Origin of the sequence: Skermanella mucosa, assembly GCF_016765655.2 — a bacterium.
Lineage (GTDB): Bacteria > Pseudomonadota > Alphaproteobacteria > Azospirillales > Azospirillaceae > Skermanella > Skermanella mucosa.
The window spans coordinates 3,041,885-3,061,815 of the sequence record NZ_CP086106.1 but is presented as its reverse complement, the minus strand read 5'-3'; the positions used below and the strand labels follow the sequence as shown (position 1 = coordinate 3,061,815).

The window sequence follows — 19,931 nt, the reverse complement described above, 5'->3', positions numbered from 1 at the left end:
GTTGGTGCGGCGCAGGAACCTACCAGAAGTGGTCCCGGATCGCGTGTTGACCAGAGGCACGATCCGGGGCATCGGTGTCAAGCCGCTTCGGCTCCGCCGTCAGCCGACCAGGGCACGGGTCGCGATGAACAGCACCGACGGCGCCAACAGGCATCCCAGGCCGGTATAGAAGGTCGCCGTCATGGCGCCGTAGGGAACCAGCTTCGGATCGGTCGCGGCGAGCCCGCCTGCGACCCCGCTGGTGGTGCCCATAAGCCCGCCGAACACCATCGCGGAGCGGGGATTGTCCAGGCCGATGCTCTTGGCGACGAAGGGCGTGCCGATCATCACCAGGATCGACTTGATCAGGCCGGCGGCGATGCTGAGGGCCATCACGTCCGAACTGGCGCCGAGCGCGGCTCCCGTCACCGGGCCTACGATGTAGGTCACGGCTCCCGCCCCGATGGTCGCCATGCTGACCGCGTCGGAATAGCCGAAGGCCATGGCGACGGCGGCGCCGATCACGAAGGAGACGATGATCCCGGCGAACAGCGCGACCACGCCGCTGACGCCGGCCTTGCGGATCTCGCCGAAGCTGACGCCGAAGGCGGTCGCAATGATCGCGAAGTCGCGGAGCATGGCGCCTCCCATCAGGCCGATGCCGGCCAGCAGGGGCACGTCGGCGATCCCTTTGTTCCCGCCGGTGAACAGACCGCCGAAATAGGCCGCGACCAGCCCCAGGATGATCGCGATGGCCGACCCGTGCAGCCGGCCGCGCGTGAGCTTGGCCGAGAGTTGGTAGGAGATCCAGATAGTGACGCCGACCACGGCGAAGGCGGTGACGAGAGCGTTCTTGACGAGGATATCGGCGAGGGCTTCAAGCATATCCCGTCACTCCCCGCCCTTGACGGCCACGGGATCGGCCCGCTCCGCTTCGTCGCGCGGCTGGCCGATCCGGGTGATCGCCGGGACCAGGGCGAAGCTGACGACCACCGCCAGGGTGCCGGCCAGCACGGCCGCGGGACCGCCCTTCAGGGCGGCGACCACGTTCTGCTGGGCCGCCATGGCGACGACGATCGGGATATAGATGGCGCTCCAGAAGCCGATGCCCTGCTGGCACCACTGGTCCAGCCGGAAATCCTTCTTCAGGTAGTCGGTCGCCAGGATCAGCAGGAGCATCGCGATGCCGACGCCGCCCACATTGGCCTGGACGCCGATCGCCATGCCGAGCAGTTCGCCGACGATCATGCCCACGAGCATGCATATCGACAGGAGTGCAACTCCGTAGATGACCATTTGAACGTTTCCTCAGAATCTTATGGTGTTTCGGCCCCGGTGCCGGGATCAGCCCGTCTTGGCGCGGGCGTAGAGATCCTTGTTGGCGTCGCGCAGGAGGTTCTTCTGCACCTTGCCCATGGTGTTGCGGGGCAGTTCGTCGACGAACAAGACGCGCTTCGGCTGCTTGTACTTGGCGAGCCGGCCTTCGAGCGCCTGGAGGATCGAGCGCTCGTCGATGTCGGTGCCCGGCTTGCGGACCACCAGGGCCGTCACGCCCTCGCCGAAGTCAGCATGGGGGACGCCGATCACGGCGCTCTCGACCACGCCCGGAAGGGCGTCGATCTCGACCTCGACCTCCTTGGGATAGACGTTGTAGCCGCCGGTGATGACGAGGTCCTTGCCGCGCCCGACGATGTGGACGTAGCCGCGACCGTCGATCTTGCCCAGGTCGCCGGTGATGAAGAACCCGTCGGGCCTGAACTCGGCCGCCGTCTTCTCCGGCATCCGCCAGTAACCCTTGAAGACGTTGGGTCCCTTGACCTCGATCATGCCGATCTCGCCGCCGGGCAGGGGCTTTCCGTTGTCGGGCTCCGTCACCCGGATGGTGACGCCGGGCAGGGCGGGGCCGACCGTGCCGGCGATCCGGTCGCCGTCATAGGGGTTGGAGGTGTTCATGTTGGTCTCGGTCATGCCGTACCGCTCCAGGATGCGGTGGCCGGTCCGCTCGGCCCAGGCGTCGTGCGTCTCGGCCAGCAGCGGGGCGGAGCCGGAGACGAACAGGCGCATGTGGGCGACGGCGTCGCGGGTCAGTCCCGGATGCTGGAGCAGGCGGACATAGAAGGTCGGAACGCCCATCATGACCGTCGCGCGCGGCATCAGCCGGAGCATGGTTTCGGCGTCGAACCGCGACACGAAGATCAGGGAGGAGCCGGCCATCAGCGTGACGTTGGTGGCGACGAACAGGCCGTGGGTGTGGAAGATCGGAAGCGCGTGAAGCAGCACGTCGTCCGGCGAGAAGCGCCACGTGTCGGCAAGGGCAAGGGCGTTCGATGCCAGGTTGTCGTGGCTGAGCATCGCGCCCTTGGAGCGGCCGGTCGTCCCGGAAGTGTAGAGGATCGCCGCGAGATCGTCGGGGCCGCGATCCACGTCGATGAAATCGGTCCCGCACGCGGCGGCGCCGTCCATCAGCGAGCCGGTTCCGTCCGTGCCCAGCGTCTCGATCGCCGCCACGCCCTTGGACCGGGCCAGCGGCTCCAGCGCCTGCCGGGCGGAGGGGGCGCAGACGACGACCCGCGGTTCCGCGTCGCCCAGGAAATAATCCAGCTCGGCCAGGGTATAGGCCGTGTTGAGCGGCAGGTAGACGGCACCGGCACGCAGGCAGGCGAGATAAATGACGATCGCCTCGGCGCTCTTTTCCAGCTGGACGGCGACCCGGTCGCCGGGCTGGACGCCGAGCCTGACCAGCAGGTTCGCCATGCGCGACGACAGCGCCACCGCGTCCCCGTAGGTCAGGACCCGGGACCCGCTTCCGGATTTATCGGGGGCGGGCGTCTCGATGAAGGTCCGGTCATCGGCCGGCATGCGGTCGCGCATCAGCGCGAACAGATGATTTGGCATCGCTCTAACCTTTGCCTGCGGGAATTTTCGCTTTGTCCTTGCCGGACTGCTTCTGCTGTTGCGTGTCGGCACGCAGCAGCTTGCGCACCGCGCTGGAGGCGACGACCTCGCCCTGGGCGGCGAAGCGCTCGTGGTTGGTCTCGATATCGTCGAGCTTGTACAGGTAGTTGACCATCAGCCCGTGGGCCTGGCGGAGACCGCGCTCCGACAGGTCGCCCAGGAAGTTGAGCCGCTCCAGCCGGGCGCCGTTGCCCAGGTGGAACTTGGCGACCGGATCGACCGGCTTGCCCGAAGGCGACTTGGCCTTGAGCAGATAGCTGGCGGCGGCAGGGATCAGCGCCGCCTGGACCTTGTCCCGGACCGCGGTATCGGCGTGCCAGTCCGGCCGGTCCAGCGCCGCGAGCGCCGTTTTGTCATCGGATGTCAGCATTATCGAAGCCTCGTCCGACCGCTCGCGAGCCAGCCAGCCGGCGAAACCCGGGACGGGCGACAAGGTGACGAAGGTCGAGAGGCCGGGAAGCTCCCGCTTCAGGTCCTCGACCACCTGCTTGATCAGGAAGTTGCCGAAGGAGACGCCGCGCAGCCCTTCCTGACAGTTCGAAATCGAATAGAAGACGGCGGTGGTCGCCTCGGCCGCCGGGATCGGCTGACGGTCCTCAGCCAGCAGGGTGCCGATGGCCGACGGGGTGTCCTTGGCCAGGGCGACCTGGACGAAGATCAGCGGCTCGTCGATCAACTGGGGGTGGAAGAAGCCGAAGCAGCGGCGATCGGTCGGCTCCAGCCGGCGACGCAGGTCGTTCCAGTCCCGGATCGTGTGGACGGCCTCGTACCGGATGATCTTTTCCAGGATATTGGCCGGCGTCGTCCAGTCGATCCGGCGCAGCACCAGAAAGCCCCGGTTGAACCAGGACGAGAACAGGTGGACGAAGTCGGCGTCCAGCGCCGCGAGGTCGGGATGGCTGCCGAGATGGCGGGTCAGTTCCTCCCGGATGCGGACCAGCGCCTCCGTCCCGCACGGCGCCAGGTTCAGGCGGCGGATCACTTCCTGCCGCCGCGGCTCCGCCGCCTTGTGCAGGGCCAGGATGGCCTTGGCGTCGCCCGACGCATGATAGCCCTCGATCGCGCGCTCCAGCTTGGCCTTGTCGGGGCCGAACCGTTCCGCCAGCAGGATCAGGAAGGCGCGGCGCGCGTCCGTGTCCAGCTTTCGCCAATGGGCCAGGATCTCGCCTGCCAGCGCCACGCCGGATGCCTCGCCCCGCCCGCTCAGCAGCGCCTCGCACAGGGTGGCGAGGTCGGCGGGCGACAGGGGTCCGCCGGCGGACCCGCTGCGGCCGAGAAGCGACCGGCCGCGATCCGCGATCGAGACCATCAGGTCGCCGAGGAAGGAAGTGCTCGTATTCATGGGGCGGGCCTCATCAGCTTTGCTGGCATTCGCATGATTCTTCCTCCACACAGGGGTCTTGTATGCGATCGGCGCCGGTGTGCATTATGAAGCGCGATCCTGTAGACAAAGTCAACCGGTCTTGTATACAAGAATGAGGTTTGTGTGGACATGACTGTACGGGACCCGGACGAACCGCGGCTCAAGCTGAGGGACCGGATCGAGAACGAAATCCTCACCGGCGCCATGCCGCCGGGATACCGGCTGGACGAGATGACGCTGGCCGCGCGTTTCGGCGTCTCGCGCACGCCGGTCCGCGAGGCTTTGTTCCAGCTGGCATCGGCCGGCCTGATCGAGATCCGCCCACGGCGCGGCGCGGTCGTCACGGAAGTCGGGCCGGAGCGGCTGGTCCAGATGTTCGAAGTGATGGCTGGACTGGAAGGCATGGCCGGACGGCTCGCCGCGCGGCGCCAGACCGACGCGGACCGCCGGAACCTGACGGATTCCCACGAGGCTTGCCGTAGGGCGGCGGAGACCGCCGATACCGACGCCTACTATTATGAGAACGAGCGGTTCCACCATGCGATCTACGCGGCGAGCCACAACGCCTTCCTGATCGAGCAGTGCGCGGCGCTTCACCGCCGCCTGAAGCCATACCGGCGCATCCAGCTCCAGGTAATGAACCGCGTCGCGAACTCGCTGGCCGAACACGAGGCCGTGGTGGACGCGATCCTGAAGATGGACGGCGATCGGGCGGAACGCCTGCTGCGGGACCATATCATGATCCAGGGCGACCGCTTCTCCGACCTGATGGCATCCCTGGCGGAGAGGGCGCCGGAGAGGTCGAAGGGCGGCCAATGATCCCGCACGGTGAATCCGATGGGTTCGGCGGGGCGGGGTGCGCGGGTCGGCGTACGCCCTGACGGGCGACGGTGGATCTACGGCGAATCTTTCATGACCACGATGCAAGGGCACTGCGCCGGCGGCCGGTCAGGCGCCCGATGCGGCCTCGACCTGGCTGATGCGCGCGGCCAGTTCGGTCCAGGACAGGCCGGCGATCTCGTCGGGCAGGTCGTCCAGGAGATCGGCAGGTAGATCTTCCAGGAAGTCGGGCGGGAGGCCGGCCTTGAAGGCTTCGATCAACCCCGGGGGCAGGACCGGGGAGGGGGCAGGGGCGGGGTCATCCTCCGAAGCCGGCGAAAGGTCATCCTTGGTCACTACCGGGGCTTCGATTTCCGGCTCGGGCGCCGCCGGGACGGTAGCAGGCTGGACGGAAGCGGGCTCGACGGGAGCGGGCGGGACGGCGTCCATCCATTCCACCGGGTCGGGGGTCATGGCCTCGATATCGGCGTCGGCCACGTCGCGTTCACCGTGGAAATGGTGGCTGATGCGGCGGTCCTGGATGACGCCGAGCAGCTTTAGTTGGAATTCGACTCCGCGCATGGCGATGCCGGGCTTCTTCGCTTCCATGGCATCGGCGATGATCGTTTCCATCATCTCCGCGGCCTTGTCGAGGCGGGCTTGGTGGAACGCCCGCCGGTCGGCGCGAAGCCGGTCGATGCGGACGCGGATCTCTTCCTTGCCCAGCAGGAAATGCCCGCGCTGCTTCGCCCCCTTGGGCGAGTAGCCCGCCTTGCGGGCAGCCTCCGCCGCCGAAGCCCCGGCGGCGATCGCTTCGCAGAAGAGTTCCTGGCGGATGGCGAGCTGGGGGGCGGGGGCGTTCATGCGGAATGCTTTCTCTGCCGGTCAAGGATAGTAAGGATAATTATCCTATTTCCTTTCGTACCGTCAAGCATTTTAGCTATCGTGATCGTGGGTTGCCGGGAGAGCCAAATCAGCCGCAGATCGGGCGGATCTTTGAGTGGGTACTTTCACACGCATCGCCCCTTTCACGATGGCGGTTCCCCGATATCGGCGCCGCGGCCCGACACGAACCTGACGACGGCGTTTCCGGCGTTCTTCATGACGGATACCACCGGCCAGACGCACCACGCTTGCAGGAGCGTGGCGGCGGCGCCGGTCAGGGTTGCGAAGATCATTCCGACGGTAGTGACGCCGGCCATTTCGCCCAGGGCGCCGTCGGAGACGCCGATAGCGGCGGCGAGGGCAAGATAGCGGGGATAGCGGCCCAGACAGACGGCCAGGATGAAGACGGCGGCGGCGGTCAGGGGACTTGCCGCCGAGGCGGCGAAGACGCCGATCAGCTCGATCAGGGGTGCCAGAGCGTCACGGTGGTCCATCGGCCATACCTCCCGGATCGGCATCATAAACCCGTGCCGGCCCGTGTTGGAAGGGGCGGGACGCCGCCGCCCCCTAAGGGCGGCGGCGTCCCCTTACTTTCGGATCACCAGACCAGCAAGGTGAACGGCCAGACATAGGCCTGGGCCATGATCAGCAGGCCGACCAGGACCGCGAGCGCCAGGCTGTGGAAGAACACATAGCGCAGGATGTCGCCCTCGTGTCCGTACCAGCGAGTCGCGGTGGAGGCGACGACGATGCTCTGGGCGTCGATCATCTTGCCCATCACGCCGCCCGAGCTGTTGGCCGACGCCATCAGGACCGGGTTGAGGCCGAGCTGCTCCGACGTGATCTTCTGCAGGCCGCCGAACAGCACGTTGGACGCCGTGTCCGAGCCGGTCAGCGCCACGCCCAGCCAGCCCAGCATGGTGCCGAACAGGGGGTAGAGCCAGCCGGCCTGGGCGAAGGCCAGGCCCAGGGTCGCGTCGGTTCCGGAGTACTTCGTCACGTAGCCCAGCGCCAGCATGCCGGCGATGGTCAGCAGGGAGAAGCGGATCAGGTAGAAGGTCTTGAAGTACATCTTGACCAGGGCCACCGGCGAATAGCCCAGGACGAAACCGCTGACGATAGCGGCCAGGAAGATGCCGGTGCCGGTCGCCGACATCAGGTTGAGGCTGTAGATCGCAGGCTCTGCGACCGGAGCCGCCACGACCGGCGGGACCTTCTGGACGAGGTTGTGCAGGCCCTCGACCGGGATCTTCAGGATCCAGATGCCGTCCAGGAACGCCTTGATCTGCGGAACCCCCCACAGGAAGACGAAGACGCTCAGGATGATCCAGGGTACCCAGGCCTTGATGATCTGGTTGCGGGTATAAAGCGAGGCGCGGCGCTCGTACTCGCTGTCATGGACCACCTGCGCGCCGACGGGCCGGGCGCGGTGCATGGAGTTGTCGCGCGTGGTCGAGAGCCACAGCTCGGCAGGTTTCCAGCCCTTGAGGAAGAAGGTCAGCGCGCCCATGGACACGATCGCCGCAACCACGTCGACCAGCCAGGGGCCGTGGAAGTTGGACACCAGGAACTGCGGCACCGCGAAGGCGACGCCCGCGACCAGCAGGGCCGGCCAGATCTGCATCATGCCGCGGAAGCCGACGAAGGCCCAGATCAGCCAGAACGGCACGATCACGGAGAAGAAGGGAAGCTGTCGGCCGATCATGCCGCTGAGTTCCAGCAGGTCGAGGCCCGTGACGGCCGACAGCGCGATCACCGGGGTGCCGAGCGCGCCGTAGGCGACCGGCGCCGTGTTGGCGATCAGCGACAGGCCGGAAGCCGCCAGCGGGGAAAAGCCCAAGCCGATCAGCATGGCGCCGGTCACGGCGACCGGGGTGCCGAAACCGGCGGCTCCCTCGAAGAAGGCGCCGAAGCAGAAGGCGATCAGCAGGATCTGGAGGCGCCGGTCCCGCGTGATCGAGGCGATGCTGTCCTGGAGGACGGTGAACTCACCCTTCTCGTTGGTCAACTGGTAGAGAAAGATAACGTTCAGGATGATCCAGCCGATCGGCAGCATCCCGTAGGCCGCGCCGTACACCGCCGACATGCTCGCCATGCCGACAGGCATGCCGAAACCGACGATGGCGACCGCCAGCGAGGCGACGAGACCCAGCCCGGCGGCATAGTGGGCCTTCATATGGAAGATGCCGATCGCCCCCAGCAGGACGACGATCGGAATCGCCGCCACAAGGGTCGAAAACATCATGCTTCCGAATGGATCATAAATCTGGGGCCACATTGCGTGTCCTCCCATGGCTCTGATTGGCGTGCTCTGTTGTGTGCCTGGATGCGATCCGCCTGATGCCGGCCATTCATGCCTTTGGGAGGCGCGTCGGTTTGGTATCAAACAGGTTGCATATGCAACAGTTGGAATAGCTACATTTCAGAGCGCCGAACATCGGCCTTTAGGAGGAGCATCGGACTCGTAGTGCGCCGCACAATCAGCTACGTCTTGTGCGGCGCAAACAAGCGTGGAGAAGCAGGATTTTGGAAGCCGGGCTTCAGTTATCCGCAACCAGATGTTGCTTGAACCTCTGCCAGTTTGCGACGTAGCGGTCGGCGCCCTTGCGCATCTCGGCGATCTGTTCCTCGGTGAGCTGCCGAATCACCTTGCCGGGGGACCCCACCACCATGGAGTTGTCGGGGATCTCCTTCCCCTCGGTGATCAGGCTGTTGGCCCCGATCAGGCAGTTTTTCCCGATCTTCGCGCCGTTCAGGACGATGCTGCCGATCCCGACCAGGGAACCGTCGCCGATGGTGCATCCGTGCAGCATGACCATGTGGCCGATCGTGACGTCCGAACCGATGTCCATCGGGAAGCCGGGATCGGTGTGGAGCACGCAGCCATCCTGGATGTTGGAGTTCTCGCCGATCGTGATCGGCTCGTTGTCGCCGCGGATGACCGCGTTCCACCAGACGCTCGCGTTGCGCTTCATGATCACGTTGCCGATGACGACGGCGTTGGGCGCTATCCACCAGGCATCGCCTTCGGTCTGAACCCGAACATCCCCCAAAGCGTATTTCATGGTCTGGTCTCCCTTGCTGAGGCTGGCTATCCATTGACGGGTACGACCTGGGAAAACAAGGTTCAGTCGGCATGATTGCAAATTTGGGCAGGCGGGGGCTGGCCGTGCGGGTGGCGATCGTCCTGGCGGTCGCGGCGGGCGTCGTGCTGTCGGATCGCTTGGCCGACGCGGTCGGGAACGTGCGCGACGCGGCGGTGGGGGCGAGGCGGACCGACCTGTTCGTTTCCGGCGGGCTGACCCACAGGGCGGGACGCGAGATCGTCGCCTTCATCGAGGCCCACCGGGGCGAACCGGTCCGTCTGGTGCTGGACAGCCCCGGCGGCTACGCGGGGGCCGCCGACCGCGTGCGCGAGGCGGTGCTGGATCACGGGGCCGTCGGGACGGTGGTCGCCGGTTACAACATGTGCGCCTCGGCCTGCACCGCCATCTTCGCGGCCGGCAGCAACCGGGCGGCGGGGGAGAACGCCCGGTTCGTCTTCCACGCTCCCCGCGTGGTGATCGGGCCGGTGTCGCTGCCCGATCCGTTCGGCGGGGACCCGGCCCGCTATGCCGTGCCTGACGATCCCGGCGGGCGCATCGGAACCGCGCTCCGGGAATTCCTGGAACGCGGGGATGCGCTGGACGACGGGGAGACAGGGGCTTCCGCACTCGACCTGGCGCGGATCGTGCCGGGCTGGATCACGGAACTGCTGCCCTCCGACGCGGCGATATGACGGGATATTACGGCAGGCGCATCTTGGCATTGAACGGGAACCGGCGGTGTTTGTTGAACCCTTGATCAATCCACAGGGGGAAAAATGTCGATCATCGCTTGGGTCATTCTGGGACTTATCGCAGGCTGGATCGCCAGCAAGATCATGCACGGCTCCGGGTCGGGCCTCGTCACCAACCTGGTGCTCGGTATCGTCGGCGCTTTCGTCGGCGGCTTTCTGTTCAGCGCGGTCGGCGGGACCGGGGTCACCGGCTTCAATATCTGGAGCCTGATCGTCGCCGTGATCGGCGCCATCGTCGTGCTCTGGATCTACAACGCCGTCGCGGGCCGCCGAAGGGTCTGATGGCGGTGAAGGCGGTCCGGTTCGAAATCGGCCGGTAACGCCTTCAAATGCCGGCGGTTCGGATCGCAGGCCGGTCCCGGCGCTTCCTGCCGGGACCGGCCTGCGACGCGCCGTCCTGGGCGCCTTGATGCAGCTCCAGGATATTTATGCAACTTCAAGTGAACATCCCTTGCGGCGTTCTGTCAGAATGCCTCCGTAGTATCGATGTTGCATAGCAGCAAAAGATGTCGCACGATGGAGGCAATGCAATTCTGCTGGAGCGGATCGAGCGATGGTTGCCACCAAGAATCCTACAAGGCGGACCGGCAGACAGTCTGCCCAATCCGACGCCAAGCCTGCCACCCCCGCCCGTAAGCCCGCCGTACGGTCCCGCTCGAAAAGCGCGGAGAATGTGCCGGACGCCGTGACGGACCCGGTGGAAACCGCAGAGCAGATCCCGGTCGAGCCAGAGGCCGCGGTCGTCGCGGAAGCGGCTCCGGTGGCGGAAGCGGCACCTGCCGAACCTGTGCCGCAGCCCGCCGCCCTCGAGGCCGCGATTCCCGAGCCCGAGGCCCCCGCTTCGGAGCCGGAGGCCGCCGCTTCCGAAGAGGCGGCCGAGGCCATGGCCGAGGAGCTTGGCGTGGACCAGGACGTGGACAAGCTGGCGAGCCTCGCCGAGCAGGTCGTCCACGAGGCCGAGGCGATGGCCGGGGAGGTCGCGCACAATTTCCAGAAGGCGATGCAGGTGGCCACCTCCGGGGGTGGGGTCGTGCCGACGCTGGTCGGGGTCAACACCTATCTGCGCCTGTCGGTCGAGATCAACGCCCGGTTCATGGAGGAGTTCGCCAAAGTGCGGTCACCGGTGGATCTCGTGGCGCTCCAGATGCGTTTCCTGGAGGAGCACCGGGCCGCCATGCTGGACTTCGCCCGCCAGTGGGTGCCGAAGACGCCCGAGTCCTGAACCGCGCCTGCGACACCTGTCGCAGGCCTGTCGCAACAGGCGTCGCACCGGCGCCTGGATTTCAGCCGAAAACCGTTGTCCGCCAATAGCTTGGCCTGATGGCACGGCGGTTGCTCTTCCCTCGTCACGGACCCGGTCCACAAGGGTCCGCACCCGAGGGAGGAGCAGACATGCAGCTCAATCGAGAAGAGCTACTCCAGAGCTATCGCACCATGTGCACGATCCGCGAGTTCGAGGAGCGTGTGCATACCGAGTTCTCCGAAGGCGGCATTCCGGGATTCGTCCATCTCTATGCCGGCGAGGAGGCTTCGGCCGTCGGCGTGTGCATGCACCTGGACGGCCGCGACAACATCGCCAGCACCCACCGCGGCCACGGCCACTGCATCGCCAAGGGCTGCGACGTCGTCGGCATGATGAAGGAGATCTTCGGCCGGGGCGACGGGCTGTGCGGCGGCAAGGGCGGCTCCATGCACATCGCCGACCTGTCGCGCGGCATGATGGGCGCCAACGGCATCGTCGGCGGCGGCCCGCCGCTGGTCTGCGGCGCCGCCCTGACCGCCAAGACCCTGAAGACGGGCGGCGTCGCCGTGGCCTTCGTCGGCGACGGCGCGTCCAACCAGGGCACCACGCTGGAAAGCTACAACCTCGCCAAGGTCTGGAACCTGCCGGTCATCTTCGTGGTCGAGGACAACGGCTATGCCGAGGCGACCGCCAGCGTCTGGTCGGTGGCCGGCAGCCAGTCCAAGCGGGCGGCGGCGTTCGACATTCCCTCCTATGAACTGGACGGCAACGACTTCTTCGCGATCCACCAAGCCGCCGGAGAGGCGGTCGGGCGGGCGCGGGGCGGCGGCGGGCCGAGCCTGCTGCATGTCAGGCTGACCCGCTACTACGGCCATTTCGAGGGCGACGCCATGACCTACCGCGCGCCCGGCGAGGTCGAGACGGCGCGGCGCGAGCGCGACCCGCTGAAATTCTTCCGCCAGCGTGTGACCGAGGCCGGGCTGCTGGAGCCCGCCCAGCTCGACGAGATCGAGGGCGAGGTCAAGTCGCTGATCGACCGGTCCGTCATGGAGTCCAAGGCGGCCCCGCCGCCGGCCCCCGACCGCCTGCTGACCGACGTCTACGTCTCGTACTGAGAGGGTGCCATCATGTCGAAGAAGTCATACCGCCAGGCGATCAACGAGGCGCTGGCCCAGGAGATGCGGCGCGACCCGACCGTCATCGTGATGGGCGAGGACAATGTGGGCGGCATGGGCGCTCCCGGCGAGGACGACGCCTGGGGCGGCGTGCTGGGCGTGACGAAGGGGCTGATGCCGGAGTTCGGGCGCGACCGGGTGCTCGACACGCCGATCACCGAGAGCGCCTTCATCGGCGCCGCCGTCGGCGCCGCCGCGACCGGGTTGCGGCCGGTGGCCGAGCTGATGTTCGTGGATTTCATGGGCGTCTGCTTCGACCAGATCTTCAACCAGGCGGCCAAGTTCCGCTACATGTTCGGCGGCAAGGCGGTCACGCCGGTGGTGATCCGGACCATGTACGGGGCCGGGTTCCGCGCCGCCAGCCAGCACAGCCAGTGCCTCTATCCCGTCTTCACCCACATTCCGGGGCTGAAGGTCGTGGTGCCGTCTTCCGCCTACGAGGCCAAGGGGTTGCTGATCCAGTCGATCCGCGACAACGATCCGGTGATCTTCCTGGAGCACAAGGTGATGTACGACGAGATCGAGGAGGTGCCCGACGAGCCCTACACGATCCCGTTCGGCGAGGCGAACCTGACCCGCGAGGGCGACGACGTCACGATCGTCGCGTTCGGCCGGATGGTCGGCTTCGCCAACAAGGCGGCCGACCTGCTGGAGAAGGAGGGCATCGCCTGCACGGTGATCGACCCGCGCACGACCTCCCCGCTGGACGAGGACACCATCATCGAGGCGGTCGAGGATACCGGCCGGCTGGTGGTGGTGGACGAGGCCAGCCCGCGCTGCGGCATGGCGGCCGACGTCTCCGCGCTGGTGGCGCAGAACGCCTTCAAGGCGCTGAAGGCCCCGATCCGCATGGTGACGCCGCCGCACGTGCCGGTGCCCTTCGCGCCGGAGCTGGAGGACGCCTACATCCCGTCGCCGGACAGGATCGCCGAGGCCGTCCGCCACGTCATGGCGTGACCGGAGGAAACGGACCGGCCGGCGCCGGAGCGGTGCCGGCCGGCGGGTGATTGCCTGGAAAGGACTTCAATCCATGACAAACGAGATCAAGGCCCTGGCCATGCCCAAATGGGGCCTGGCGATGACCGAGGGTGCCGTCACCGCGTGGCTGGTCGAGGAAGGCGCCACCGTCCGGGAAGGGGACGAGATCCTGGAGATCGAGACGACCAAGATCACCAACGTCTATGAATCCCCGGTCGCCGGCACCCTGCGCCGCCGCACGGTCGAGGCCGGGCAGACCGTCCCGGTCGGCGCGCTGCTGGGCGTCGTCGCCGACCCGGGCGTGCCCGACGCCGACATCGACGCCTTCATCGCGCGGTTCCAGGAGGAGTTCGCGGTCGAGGCGGCGGAGGCGGGCGAGGCGGCCGGGCCGGAACCCCGGTTCGTCGAGGCCGGCGGGCGGCGGCTGCGCTATCTGGTGATGGGCGAGGGAGCGGAAGGGGCGGCGCCCCTGGTGCTGATCCACGGCTTCGGCGGCGACCTGAACAACTGGCAGTTCAACCAGCCGGCGCTGGCGGAGGACCGCCCCGTCTATGCGCTGGACTTGCCGGGGCATGGCGGGTCGGTCAAGCACGGGGTGGAAGGCGGCGTGCCGGAACTGGCCGGCGCGGTGCGGGACTTCCTCGACGCGCTGGGCATCCGGCGGGCGCACCTGGGCGGGCATTCCATGGGGGGAGCCGTGGCGCTTCACCTGGCGGCGGAGGAGCCTTCGCGGGTCGCCACGGTGACCCTGGTCTGCTCCGCCGGGCTGGGGGAGGAAGTCAACCTGGACTACATCGAAGGCTTCATCGCCGCCGAACGGCGCAAGGAGATGAAGTCGGTGCTGGAGATGCTGTTCGCCGACCCGTCGCTGGTCAGCCGCGACATGATCGAGGAGCTGCTGAAGTACAAGCGGCTGGACGGGGTCGGGGCGGCGCTGCGGTCGATCGCGGACGCGGCCTTCGCGGGCGGGCGCCAGGCCCATGTGCTGGCCGGCAGGCTGGGGCAGGTGACGGCGCCGGTGCAGGCGGTGTGGGGTGCCGCGGACCGGATCATCCCGGCGGCGCACGCCGAGGCGGTTGGCCGGCGGCACGTGCTCGACGGCGCCGGGCACATGGTCCACATGGAGAAGGCCGGGGAGTTCAACCGGCTGATGTCCGACTTTATGACCAGTGCATAAGGGAGCGTGCCGATACCGCGGGCGGCGGGCTGGTGCTACACTCGACCGATAACGGCGATCCAACGTCGGCATGATGGGAGGAAGGCAATGGTCCGTCTCCATGCGCCAGAGCGGGAGCACGTCGATCTGATACTGTCCAGCGTAACGGGAGCGGCGGCGGGACGGGAAGCCGACCCGCCCGACCTGATCCGGCGCTCCTGGGCGCGCTGCCTCAACAGCCACCAGCTCGATCCGGCCCGGCCGGGGCGCCCGGTGGTCCTGACCCAGACGGAGCTGGGCGGGTTCCGCGAGCCGATGGAGGAGTTCATCGGCATCGCCACCGCCGAACTGCGGCGCCTCTACGCGCAGGTCGCCGGGTCCGACTATGTCGTCATGCTGACCGACGCCAACGGCATCGCGGTGGATTACCTGGGCCATGCCAGCTTCGAGCAGGAGCTGAAGCAGGCCGGCCTCTATCTCGGCTCGATCTGGTCGGAGGCGCAGGAGGGCACCAACGGGGTGGGCACCTGCATCGCAACGCGCGAGCCGCTTACCGTCCACCGGCAGGAGCATTTCCGCACCCGGCACACCAGCCTGACCTGCACGGTGGCGCCGATCTTCGACCCTTCCGGCCAGATGCTGGGCGTGCTGGACGTTTCCAACATGACGGCCCCGGCGGACCGGCGCAGCCAGATGCTGGCGCTGGAACTTGTCAAGCGATCCGCCCGGCTGATGGAGGACGGCTATTTCCTGGCGCGGTCGCGGCGGCACTGGGTGGTCGGCCTGAGCGCCGGGCGCGAACTGGCGGATCTGGTGATCGACGGGCTGCTGGCGGTGGACGGCGGCGGTACGATCCTGGGCGCCAACCAGACCGCGCTCCGGGCGGGCCTCACGGGGGACGCGGGGCCGCTGCTGGGCAGGAGCCTTTACGAGCTGTTCGGCATCACCATGGAGGCGCTGATCGGCCGTCAGCGCACCGGCATCCCGCAGCCGCTGCGCTGCCTGGCGACGGGCGCCACCTGGTATGCCACGTTGCGCCCGCCGACCGGGCGCTTGCTGCGGGGATCGGCGGTGGGCGAGAGGCCGCGGCGGGAGGTGCCGGCCCCGTCGCTGCCGGGTGCGGTCTCGGGGCCGCTCGACCTGGACCGGCTGGCCGGCAACGATCCCGCGATGGCGGGCAATGTCCAGCGCATCCGGCGGGTGCTGGACAAGGGCATCGGCATCATGATCCTGGGCGAGACCGGCACCGGCAAGGAAGCGGTCGCCCAGGCGATCCACCGGGCGGGCGCCCGCGCCGCCCGGCCGTTCGTCGGGATCAACTGCGCGGCCATTCCCGAAAGCCTGATCGAGAGCGAGCTGTTCGGCTATGCCGAGGGCGCCTTCACCGGCGCCCGGCGCGGCGGCGTCCGCGGCAAGGTCCAGCTGGCGGACGGCGGAACGCTGTTCCTGGACGAGATCGGGGACATGCCGCTGGGGGCGCAAACCCGGCTGCTGCGGGTGCTGGCCGAGCGGGAGATCCTACCGCTGGGCCATGACCGGCCGATCGCGGTCGATCTCAGCGTCATCTGCGCGACCCACCAGGACCTGGAGAGGCTGGTCGCCGACGGGCGGTTCCGCGAGGACCTGTATTACAGGCTGAACGGCCTGTCCCTGACCCTGCCGCCGCTGCGCGATCGGTCCGACAAGGCCGACCTGATCCGCGGCGTGGCGGCTCCGGCCCGGATCGACCCACCGGCGCTGTCGGCCCTGCTGGCCTGCCGCTGGCCGGGCAACATCCGCCAGCTGCAGAACGTGATGCGGGTGGCCTCTGCCCTGTCGGAAGGCGGCGTGATCCGGCTGGAGGACCTGCCGGCCGAGGTCACCCGACCCCCGGCGGCGCCGACCCCGCCGGACCCGCTGCCGTCGGGCGAGGCCGGCATCCTGCTGTCGGTCCTGCGCCGCCACCAGTGGTGCGTGACCCGTGCCGCTGACGAGCTGCATATCAGCCGCTCGACCCTTCACCGGAAGATCAACCGCTACGGGCTGGTCTCCCCGGCGCGGCTGGAGGGGTAGGGGATCTGTGCGGAGGGGCGGCGTCCCGCCGCCCATGGTGCGCGGGACGCGCACCCTCCTCCTTTATCCGAACCCCGACCTGTCACGCCACGTCGAACAGGCCGCCCTGCGGGGCCGCCGCGTCGTCGGAGGCGTTGGGGTCGCCGGGGGCGGTCTCCCATCCCAGGCCGGGCAGGGCGATGATGCGGTTGCCGGCGCCGTCGTTGCGGCTGACCACGAAGCCGCGCTGGTCCATGTAGGTCAGCAGCCGGCGGGCGCGGCCCGGCGACCGGCTGCCGACGGCGCGGGCCAGTTCGGCGTCGGACGGGCAGGGCGCACGCTCGATGGCGGCGCGGGCGATCAGCAGGAAAACGCCCTGGATGTCCTCCGGCAGGTCGGCGGCGATGGCGGACGCCTGCTCCCATTCGGGACCGTCGGCGGTCTGCTCGCCGACGCCGGCGCGGGCGGCGGACAGTCGGCGCTTGAAGGCGGCGAGGTCCAGGGGAGCGCCGGGAACCTTGTGGATGCGGCAGCGGACCAGGAAATCCTGGTACAGCACCGCGACCGATCGGAACGCGGCTTCCGGGTCGGCCAGGATCTTGCGCAGGATGTCGTCCAGAAGAGGTTCGCGGTCGATCTCCGGCCCCTGCTCCTCCGCCTCCTCGGGCGGCGGCGTCAGGACGGGGCGCGACTGGGCGAGCTGGAACAGGATGTCCATGTTGGGGGCGGCGGCCGGGGCCGGCCGGCGAATCACCGGGCGGGGCGGCGGCTCGGGCTCGCCGGGCTGGAGGATCAGGTCCCGGGCGTCCTCCGGCGCGGTCGAGGGCAGCGGAGTCAGCTTGGGGCTGCCGGTCCGCCCGGTGGTCTCGACCGTGCCGATGCGGAGCGGCAGCGGGCGGCGGGACAGGGCCGGCCCCAGGGCTATGAAATGGCCGCGTTCCAGGTCGCGGAACATCTCGGCCTGGCGGCGCTCCATGCCCAGCAGGTCGGCGGCGCGCGCCATGTCGATGTCGAGGAAGGTGCGGCCCATCAGGAAGTTGGAGGCTTCCGCCGCGACGTTCTTGGCGAGCTTGGCGAGGCGCTGGGTCGCGATGACGCCGGCAAGCCCGCGCTTGCGCCCGCGGCACATCAGGTTGGTCATGGCGCCGAGCGACACCTTGCGCGCCTCGTCCGCGACCTCGCCGGCCGCCGCGGGGGCGAACATCTGGGCCTCGTCCACCACGACCAGCATCGGGTACCAGAAGTCCCGGTCGGCGTCGAACAGCCCGCCGAGGAAAGCGGCGGCGTGGCGCATCTGAAGCTCGACGTCGAGCCCTTCCAGGTTGAGCACGACCGACACGCGATGCTCGCGCACCCGCGCCGCGATCCGCTGGAGCTGCCCTTCGGAATGGGCCGAGGCATCGACCACCACATGGCCGAACCGTTCGGCCAGGGTCACGAAATCCCCTTCGGGGTCGAGGATCGCCTGCTGGACCCAGGCGGCGCTCTGTTCGACCAGGCGGCGCAGGAGGTGCGACTTGCCGGAACCGGAGTTGCCCTGGACCAGCAGCCGGGTCGCCAGCAGTTCCTCCAGATTCAGCGTCGCCGGCGATCCTCCCTGCGTCGAACCCATGTCGATGCTGACATTCATTAAACCCGAACCTCTCCGCTACGCTGCGTCACCCGACAGCCCTCCTATAGCGTAGATTCCCGCCGGCGCAAAACGGTGCGCGGCGCCGGGAAGTCCAAGTAAATTCGTAAACGAACTTAAAGCATGTTCGCGAGGGGTATCGCCGGTGCGGCATTTTAATACGCGGCCAGGATGTCGATGCCTTCGGAAGTGTGGCGCTGTATAGTGTAGGGATACTGTTTTTCGGGGCCAACGATGGCAAGCGACCATACCATTGATGCCGATCTGGTTGCTGAACTATTACCTTTCTTCATCGACGACGTCATCGAAAGGTTAGGCACCGTAGAGGAGATGGTCGTCCGCTTCTCCAAGGAGACTGCGGTCAAGCCGGACTCGTTCGAACTGTTGCGGCATGTCCACAGCATCAAGGGCGCCGCCGCCAGTTTCGGCTTTCCGACCATCGCGCTGATCGCCCACCACCTCGAAGACTACATCATCGCGACCGGCAACTTCCGCGAAGCGGCGGTCGAGGGCATCCTGGAGCATGTCCAGGCGATCGGGCGGATCGTCGAGTCCCGGCGCGATCCGGGCAGCGAGGAGGGCCGCCGGGTCCTCAAGTCGCTGCCGGACTTCCACCCCTCGCCGGCGCTGCGCCGGACGGCGGCCCAGAAGACGGTGCTGTTCATCGGCCCGCGCAACATCCAGCTCCGCCTGATGGAGCCGGAAATCCGGGCGACCGGCTTCCGGCTGGTGGCCCTGTCCAACTCGTTCCAGGGGATCGAAAGCGCGATCCGGACCCGGCCCGACCTGATCCTGATCAGCAACATCATCGACATCCTGGACGGCGTGGACGTCGCCCGGATGATCCGGGTCTGCGAGGTGACCCAGTGCATCCCGCTGATCGTGGTCGCCTCCAAGCTGGACGCGGAGCCGGTCGGCGCCCGGCTGCGGCGCCAGGGCGGCGGTATCCTGGTGGTCCGCAAGGGAGAGGATTTCGCGGCCGATTTCGCCAAGGCGCTCGTGGCGCTCGAAGTGGTCTGACTGTAAGGTCGTCCGGACAGCACCGGCAGACAGACCGCTTTTCAGGGGAAACGCATGACCGACCGCTTGATCGCCGAACGGCAGGGGCCGATCGGCTGGATCACCTTCTCGAACCCGGAACGCCACAATGCTCTGAAGGTCGAGATGTGGCAGGCCCTGCCGGAGGCGCTCGCCCGGTTCGAGGCCAACGAGGACGTCAAGGTCATCGTGCTGCGCGGGGCCGGCGACAAGGCCTTCATCTCCGGCGCGGACATTTCCGAGTTCGAGGAGATGCGCTCCTCGGAAGAGGCCGTGCTGGCCTACGAGGACTTGGCCGAGGGATCGATGCGGGCGCTTCAGACGGTGGCGAAGCCGACGATCGCCATGATCCGGGGCTATTGCATCGGCGGCGGCCTGGGGGTCGCGATCAGCTGCGACATCCGGATCGCGGCGGAAGGCTCGACCTTCGCCATTCCGGCCGGACGGCTGGGCCTGGGCTACCGCTTCAGCGGGGTCAAGCGGCTGCACGACCTGGTCGGGCCGGCCTTCGCGAAGGAGATCTTCTTCACCGCCCGGCGCTTTCCGGCGGAGGAGGCGATGCGGATCGGCCTGATCAACCGGATGGTGCCGGACGGCGACCTGGACCGCGCCGTGGCGGAGACCTGCGCCACCATCGCCGACAACGCGCCGCTCACCGTGCGCTCGGTCAAGCTGATGATCGAGGAACTGGGCAAGCCGGCGGGCGAACCCGACGCCGAGATGTGCGAACGCCTGGTGCGCGGCTGCTTCGCCAGCGAGGATTACACCGAGGGCAGGCGCGCCTTCATGGAAAAGCGCAAGCCGGTGTTCCGCGGCCGTTAGACAGGCCGCCCGGCACCGG

The 19,931-nt window shown here is 67.9% G+C and carries 19 protein-coding genes; 10 read left to right on the top strand and 9 right to left on the bottom strand.

Features of this window, described 5'->3' with window-relative positions; genetic code table 11:
- Positions 1 to 99: 99 nt before the first annotated feature.
- Genes madM through JL100_RS14000 form a run of 4 tightly spaced genes read right to left on the bottom strand, consistent with a single transcriptional unit; the run spans position 100 to position 4,276 of the window.
- Positions 100 to 864: a malonate transporter subunit MadM gene (gene madM, locus JL100_RS14015; RefSeq protein ID WP_202680313.1), complete on the bottom strand. Its 765-nt coding sequence runs from the start codon at positions 862 to 864 to the stop codon at positions 100 to 102.
- A 6-nt stretch (positions 865 to 870) separates the two neighbouring features.
- The gene (gene madL / locus JL100_RS14010) at positions 871 to 1,275 is read right to left on the bottom strand and encodes a malonate transporter subunit MadL (RefSeq protein ID WP_202680312.1); all 405 of its coding nucleotides are present in this window, start codon (positions 1,273 to 1,275) and stop codon (positions 871 to 873) included.
- A 48-nt stretch (positions 1,276 to 1,323) separates the two neighbouring features.
- Positions 1,324 to 2,874 (bottom strand): malonate--CoA ligase, encoded by a 1,551-nt coding sequence (locus JL100_RS14005; protein ID WP_202680311.1) that lies wholly within the window; start codon positions 2,872 to 2,874, stop codon positions 1,324 to 1,326.
- Positions 2,875 to 2,878: 4 nt separating this feature from the next.
- Positions 2,879 to 4,276: a malonyl-CoA decarboxylase gene (locus JL100_RS14000; protein WP_202680310.1), complete on the bottom strand. Its 1,398-nt coding sequence runs from the start codon at positions 4,274 to 4,276 to the stop codon at positions 2,879 to 2,881.
- Positions 4,277 to 4,426: 150 nt separating this feature from the next.
- On the opposite strand from JL100_RS14000, the gene JL100_RS13995 reads away from it, so the two are divergent.
- A complete protein-coding gene (locus JL100_RS13995) occupies positions 4,427 to 5,116 on the top strand; it encodes a GntR family transcriptional regulator (RefSeq protein WP_202680309.1) in 690 nt (229 codons plus the stop codon).
- 129 nt (positions 5,117 to 5,245) lie between these two features.
- On the opposite strand, the gene JL100_RS13990 is transcribed toward JL100_RS13995, so the two are convergent.
- From JL100_RS13990 to JL100_RS13975, 4 genes are all read right to left on the bottom strand, one after another.
- Positions 5,246 to 5,980 carry a terminase small subunit gene (locus JL100_RS13990; RefSeq protein WP_202680308.1) on the bottom strand — a complete coding sequence of 245 codons (735 nt, stop codon included), beginning with the start codon at positions 5,978 to 5,980 and terminating at the stop codon, positions 5,246 to 5,248.
- Positions 5,981 to 6,144: 164 nt separating this feature from the next.
- Positions 6,145 to 6,495: a hypothetical protein gene (locus JL100_RS13985; protein WP_202680307.1), complete on the bottom strand. Its 351-nt coding sequence runs from the start codon at positions 6,493 to 6,495 to the stop codon at positions 6,145 to 6,147.
- 104 nt (positions 6,496 to 6,599) lie between these two features.
- Positions 6,600 to 8,243: an L-lactate permease gene (locus JL100_RS13980; RefSeq protein ID WP_407696995.1), complete on the bottom strand. Its 1,644-nt coding sequence runs from the start codon at positions 8,241 to 8,243 to the stop codon at positions 6,600 to 6,602.
- Between the two features lie 298 nt (positions 8,244 to 8,541).
- On the bottom strand, positions 8,542 to 9,066 hold the full coding sequence (locus JL100_RS13975) for a gamma carbonic anhydrase family protein (RefSeq protein WP_202680305.1): 525 nt from the start codon (positions 9,064 to 9,066) through the stop codon (positions 8,542 to 8,544).
- A 71-nt stretch (positions 9,067 to 9,137) separates the two neighbouring features.
- Between JL100_RS13975 and JL100_RS13970 the strand changes: the two genes are divergently transcribed.
- The 7 genes from JL100_RS13970 to JL100_RS13940 all read left to right on the top strand — a co-directional run bounded on the left by JL100_RS13970 (position 9,138) and on the right by JL100_RS13940 (position 16,443).
- On the top strand, positions 9,138 to 9,779 hold the full coding sequence (locus JL100_RS13970) for an ATP-dependent Clp protease proteolytic subunit (protein WP_202680304.1): 642 nt from the start codon (positions 9,138 to 9,140) through the stop codon (positions 9,777 to 9,779).
- A gap of 84 nt (positions 9,780 to 9,863) precedes the next feature.
- On the top strand, positions 9,864 to 10,121 hold the full coding sequence (locus JL100_RS13965) for a GlsB/YeaQ/YmgE family stress response membrane protein (protein ID WP_202680303.1): 258 nt from the start codon (positions 9,864 to 9,866) through the stop codon (positions 10,119 to 10,121).
- A gap of 403 nt (positions 10,122 to 10,524) precedes the next feature.
- Positions 10,525 to 11,061: a hypothetical protein gene (locus JL100_RS13960; protein WP_228421252.1), complete on the top strand. Its 537-nt coding sequence runs from the start codon at positions 10,525 to 10,527 to the stop codon at positions 11,059 to 11,061.
- A gap of 170 nt (positions 11,062 to 11,231) precedes the next feature.
- A complete protein-coding gene (locus JL100_RS13955) occupies positions 11,232 to 12,197 on the top strand; it encodes a thiamine pyrophosphate-dependent dehydrogenase E1 component subunit alpha (protein ID WP_202680301.1) in 966 nt (321 codons plus the stop codon).
- A gap of 12 nt (positions 12,198 to 12,209) precedes the next feature.
- Entirely contained in the window at positions 12,210 to 13,214 is a 1,005-nt protein-coding gene (locus JL100_RS13950; RefSeq protein ID WP_201069902.1) for an alpha-ketoacid dehydrogenase subunit beta, read from the top strand.
- Between the two features lie 73 nt (positions 13,215 to 13,287).
- Positions 13,288 to 14,412 carry an acetoin dehydrogenase dihydrolipoyllysine-residue acetyltransferase subunit gene (locus JL100_RS13945; protein WP_202680300.1) on the top strand — a complete coding sequence of 375 codons (1,125 nt, stop codon included), beginning with the start codon at positions 13,288 to 13,290 and terminating at the stop codon, positions 14,410 to 14,412.
- An 87-nt stretch (positions 14,413 to 14,499) separates the two neighbouring features.
- The gene (locus tag JL100_RS13940; protein ID WP_202680299.1) at positions 14,500 to 16,443 is read left to right on the top strand and encodes a sigma-54-dependent Fis family transcriptional regulator; all 1,944 of its coding nucleotides are present in this window, start codon (positions 14,500 to 14,502) and stop codon (positions 16,441 to 16,443) included.
- Positions 16,444 to 16,525: 82 nt separating this feature from the next.
- Here JL100_RS13940 and JL100_RS13935 read toward each other — a convergent pair whose 3' ends face one another.
- Positions 16,526 to 18,052 carry an ATP-binding protein gene (locus JL100_RS13935; RefSeq protein ID WP_202680298.1) on the bottom strand — a complete coding sequence of 509 codons (1,527 nt, stop codon included), beginning with the start codon at positions 18,050 to 18,052 and terminating at the stop codon, positions 16,526 to 16,528.
- A gap of 234 nt (positions 18,053 to 18,286) precedes the next feature.
- Between JL100_RS13935 and JL100_RS13930 the strand changes: the two genes are divergently transcribed.
- Together JL100_RS13930 and JL100_RS13925 are read left to right on the top strand one after the other, a co-directional pair.
- Complete coding sequence (locus JL100_RS13930) at positions 18,287 to 19,072, top strand: Hpt domain-containing protein (protein WP_202680297.1); 786 nt, start codon at positions 18,287 to 18,289, stop codon at positions 19,070 to 19,072.
- 54 nt (positions 19,073 to 19,126) lie between these two features.
- On the top strand, positions 19,127 to 19,912 hold the full coding sequence (locus tag JL100_RS13925) for an enoyl-CoA hydratase (protein WP_202680296.1): 786 nt from the start codon (positions 19,127 to 19,129) through the stop codon (positions 19,910 to 19,912).
- The last annotated feature ends 19 nt before the right edge of the window (positions 19,913 to 19,931 follow it).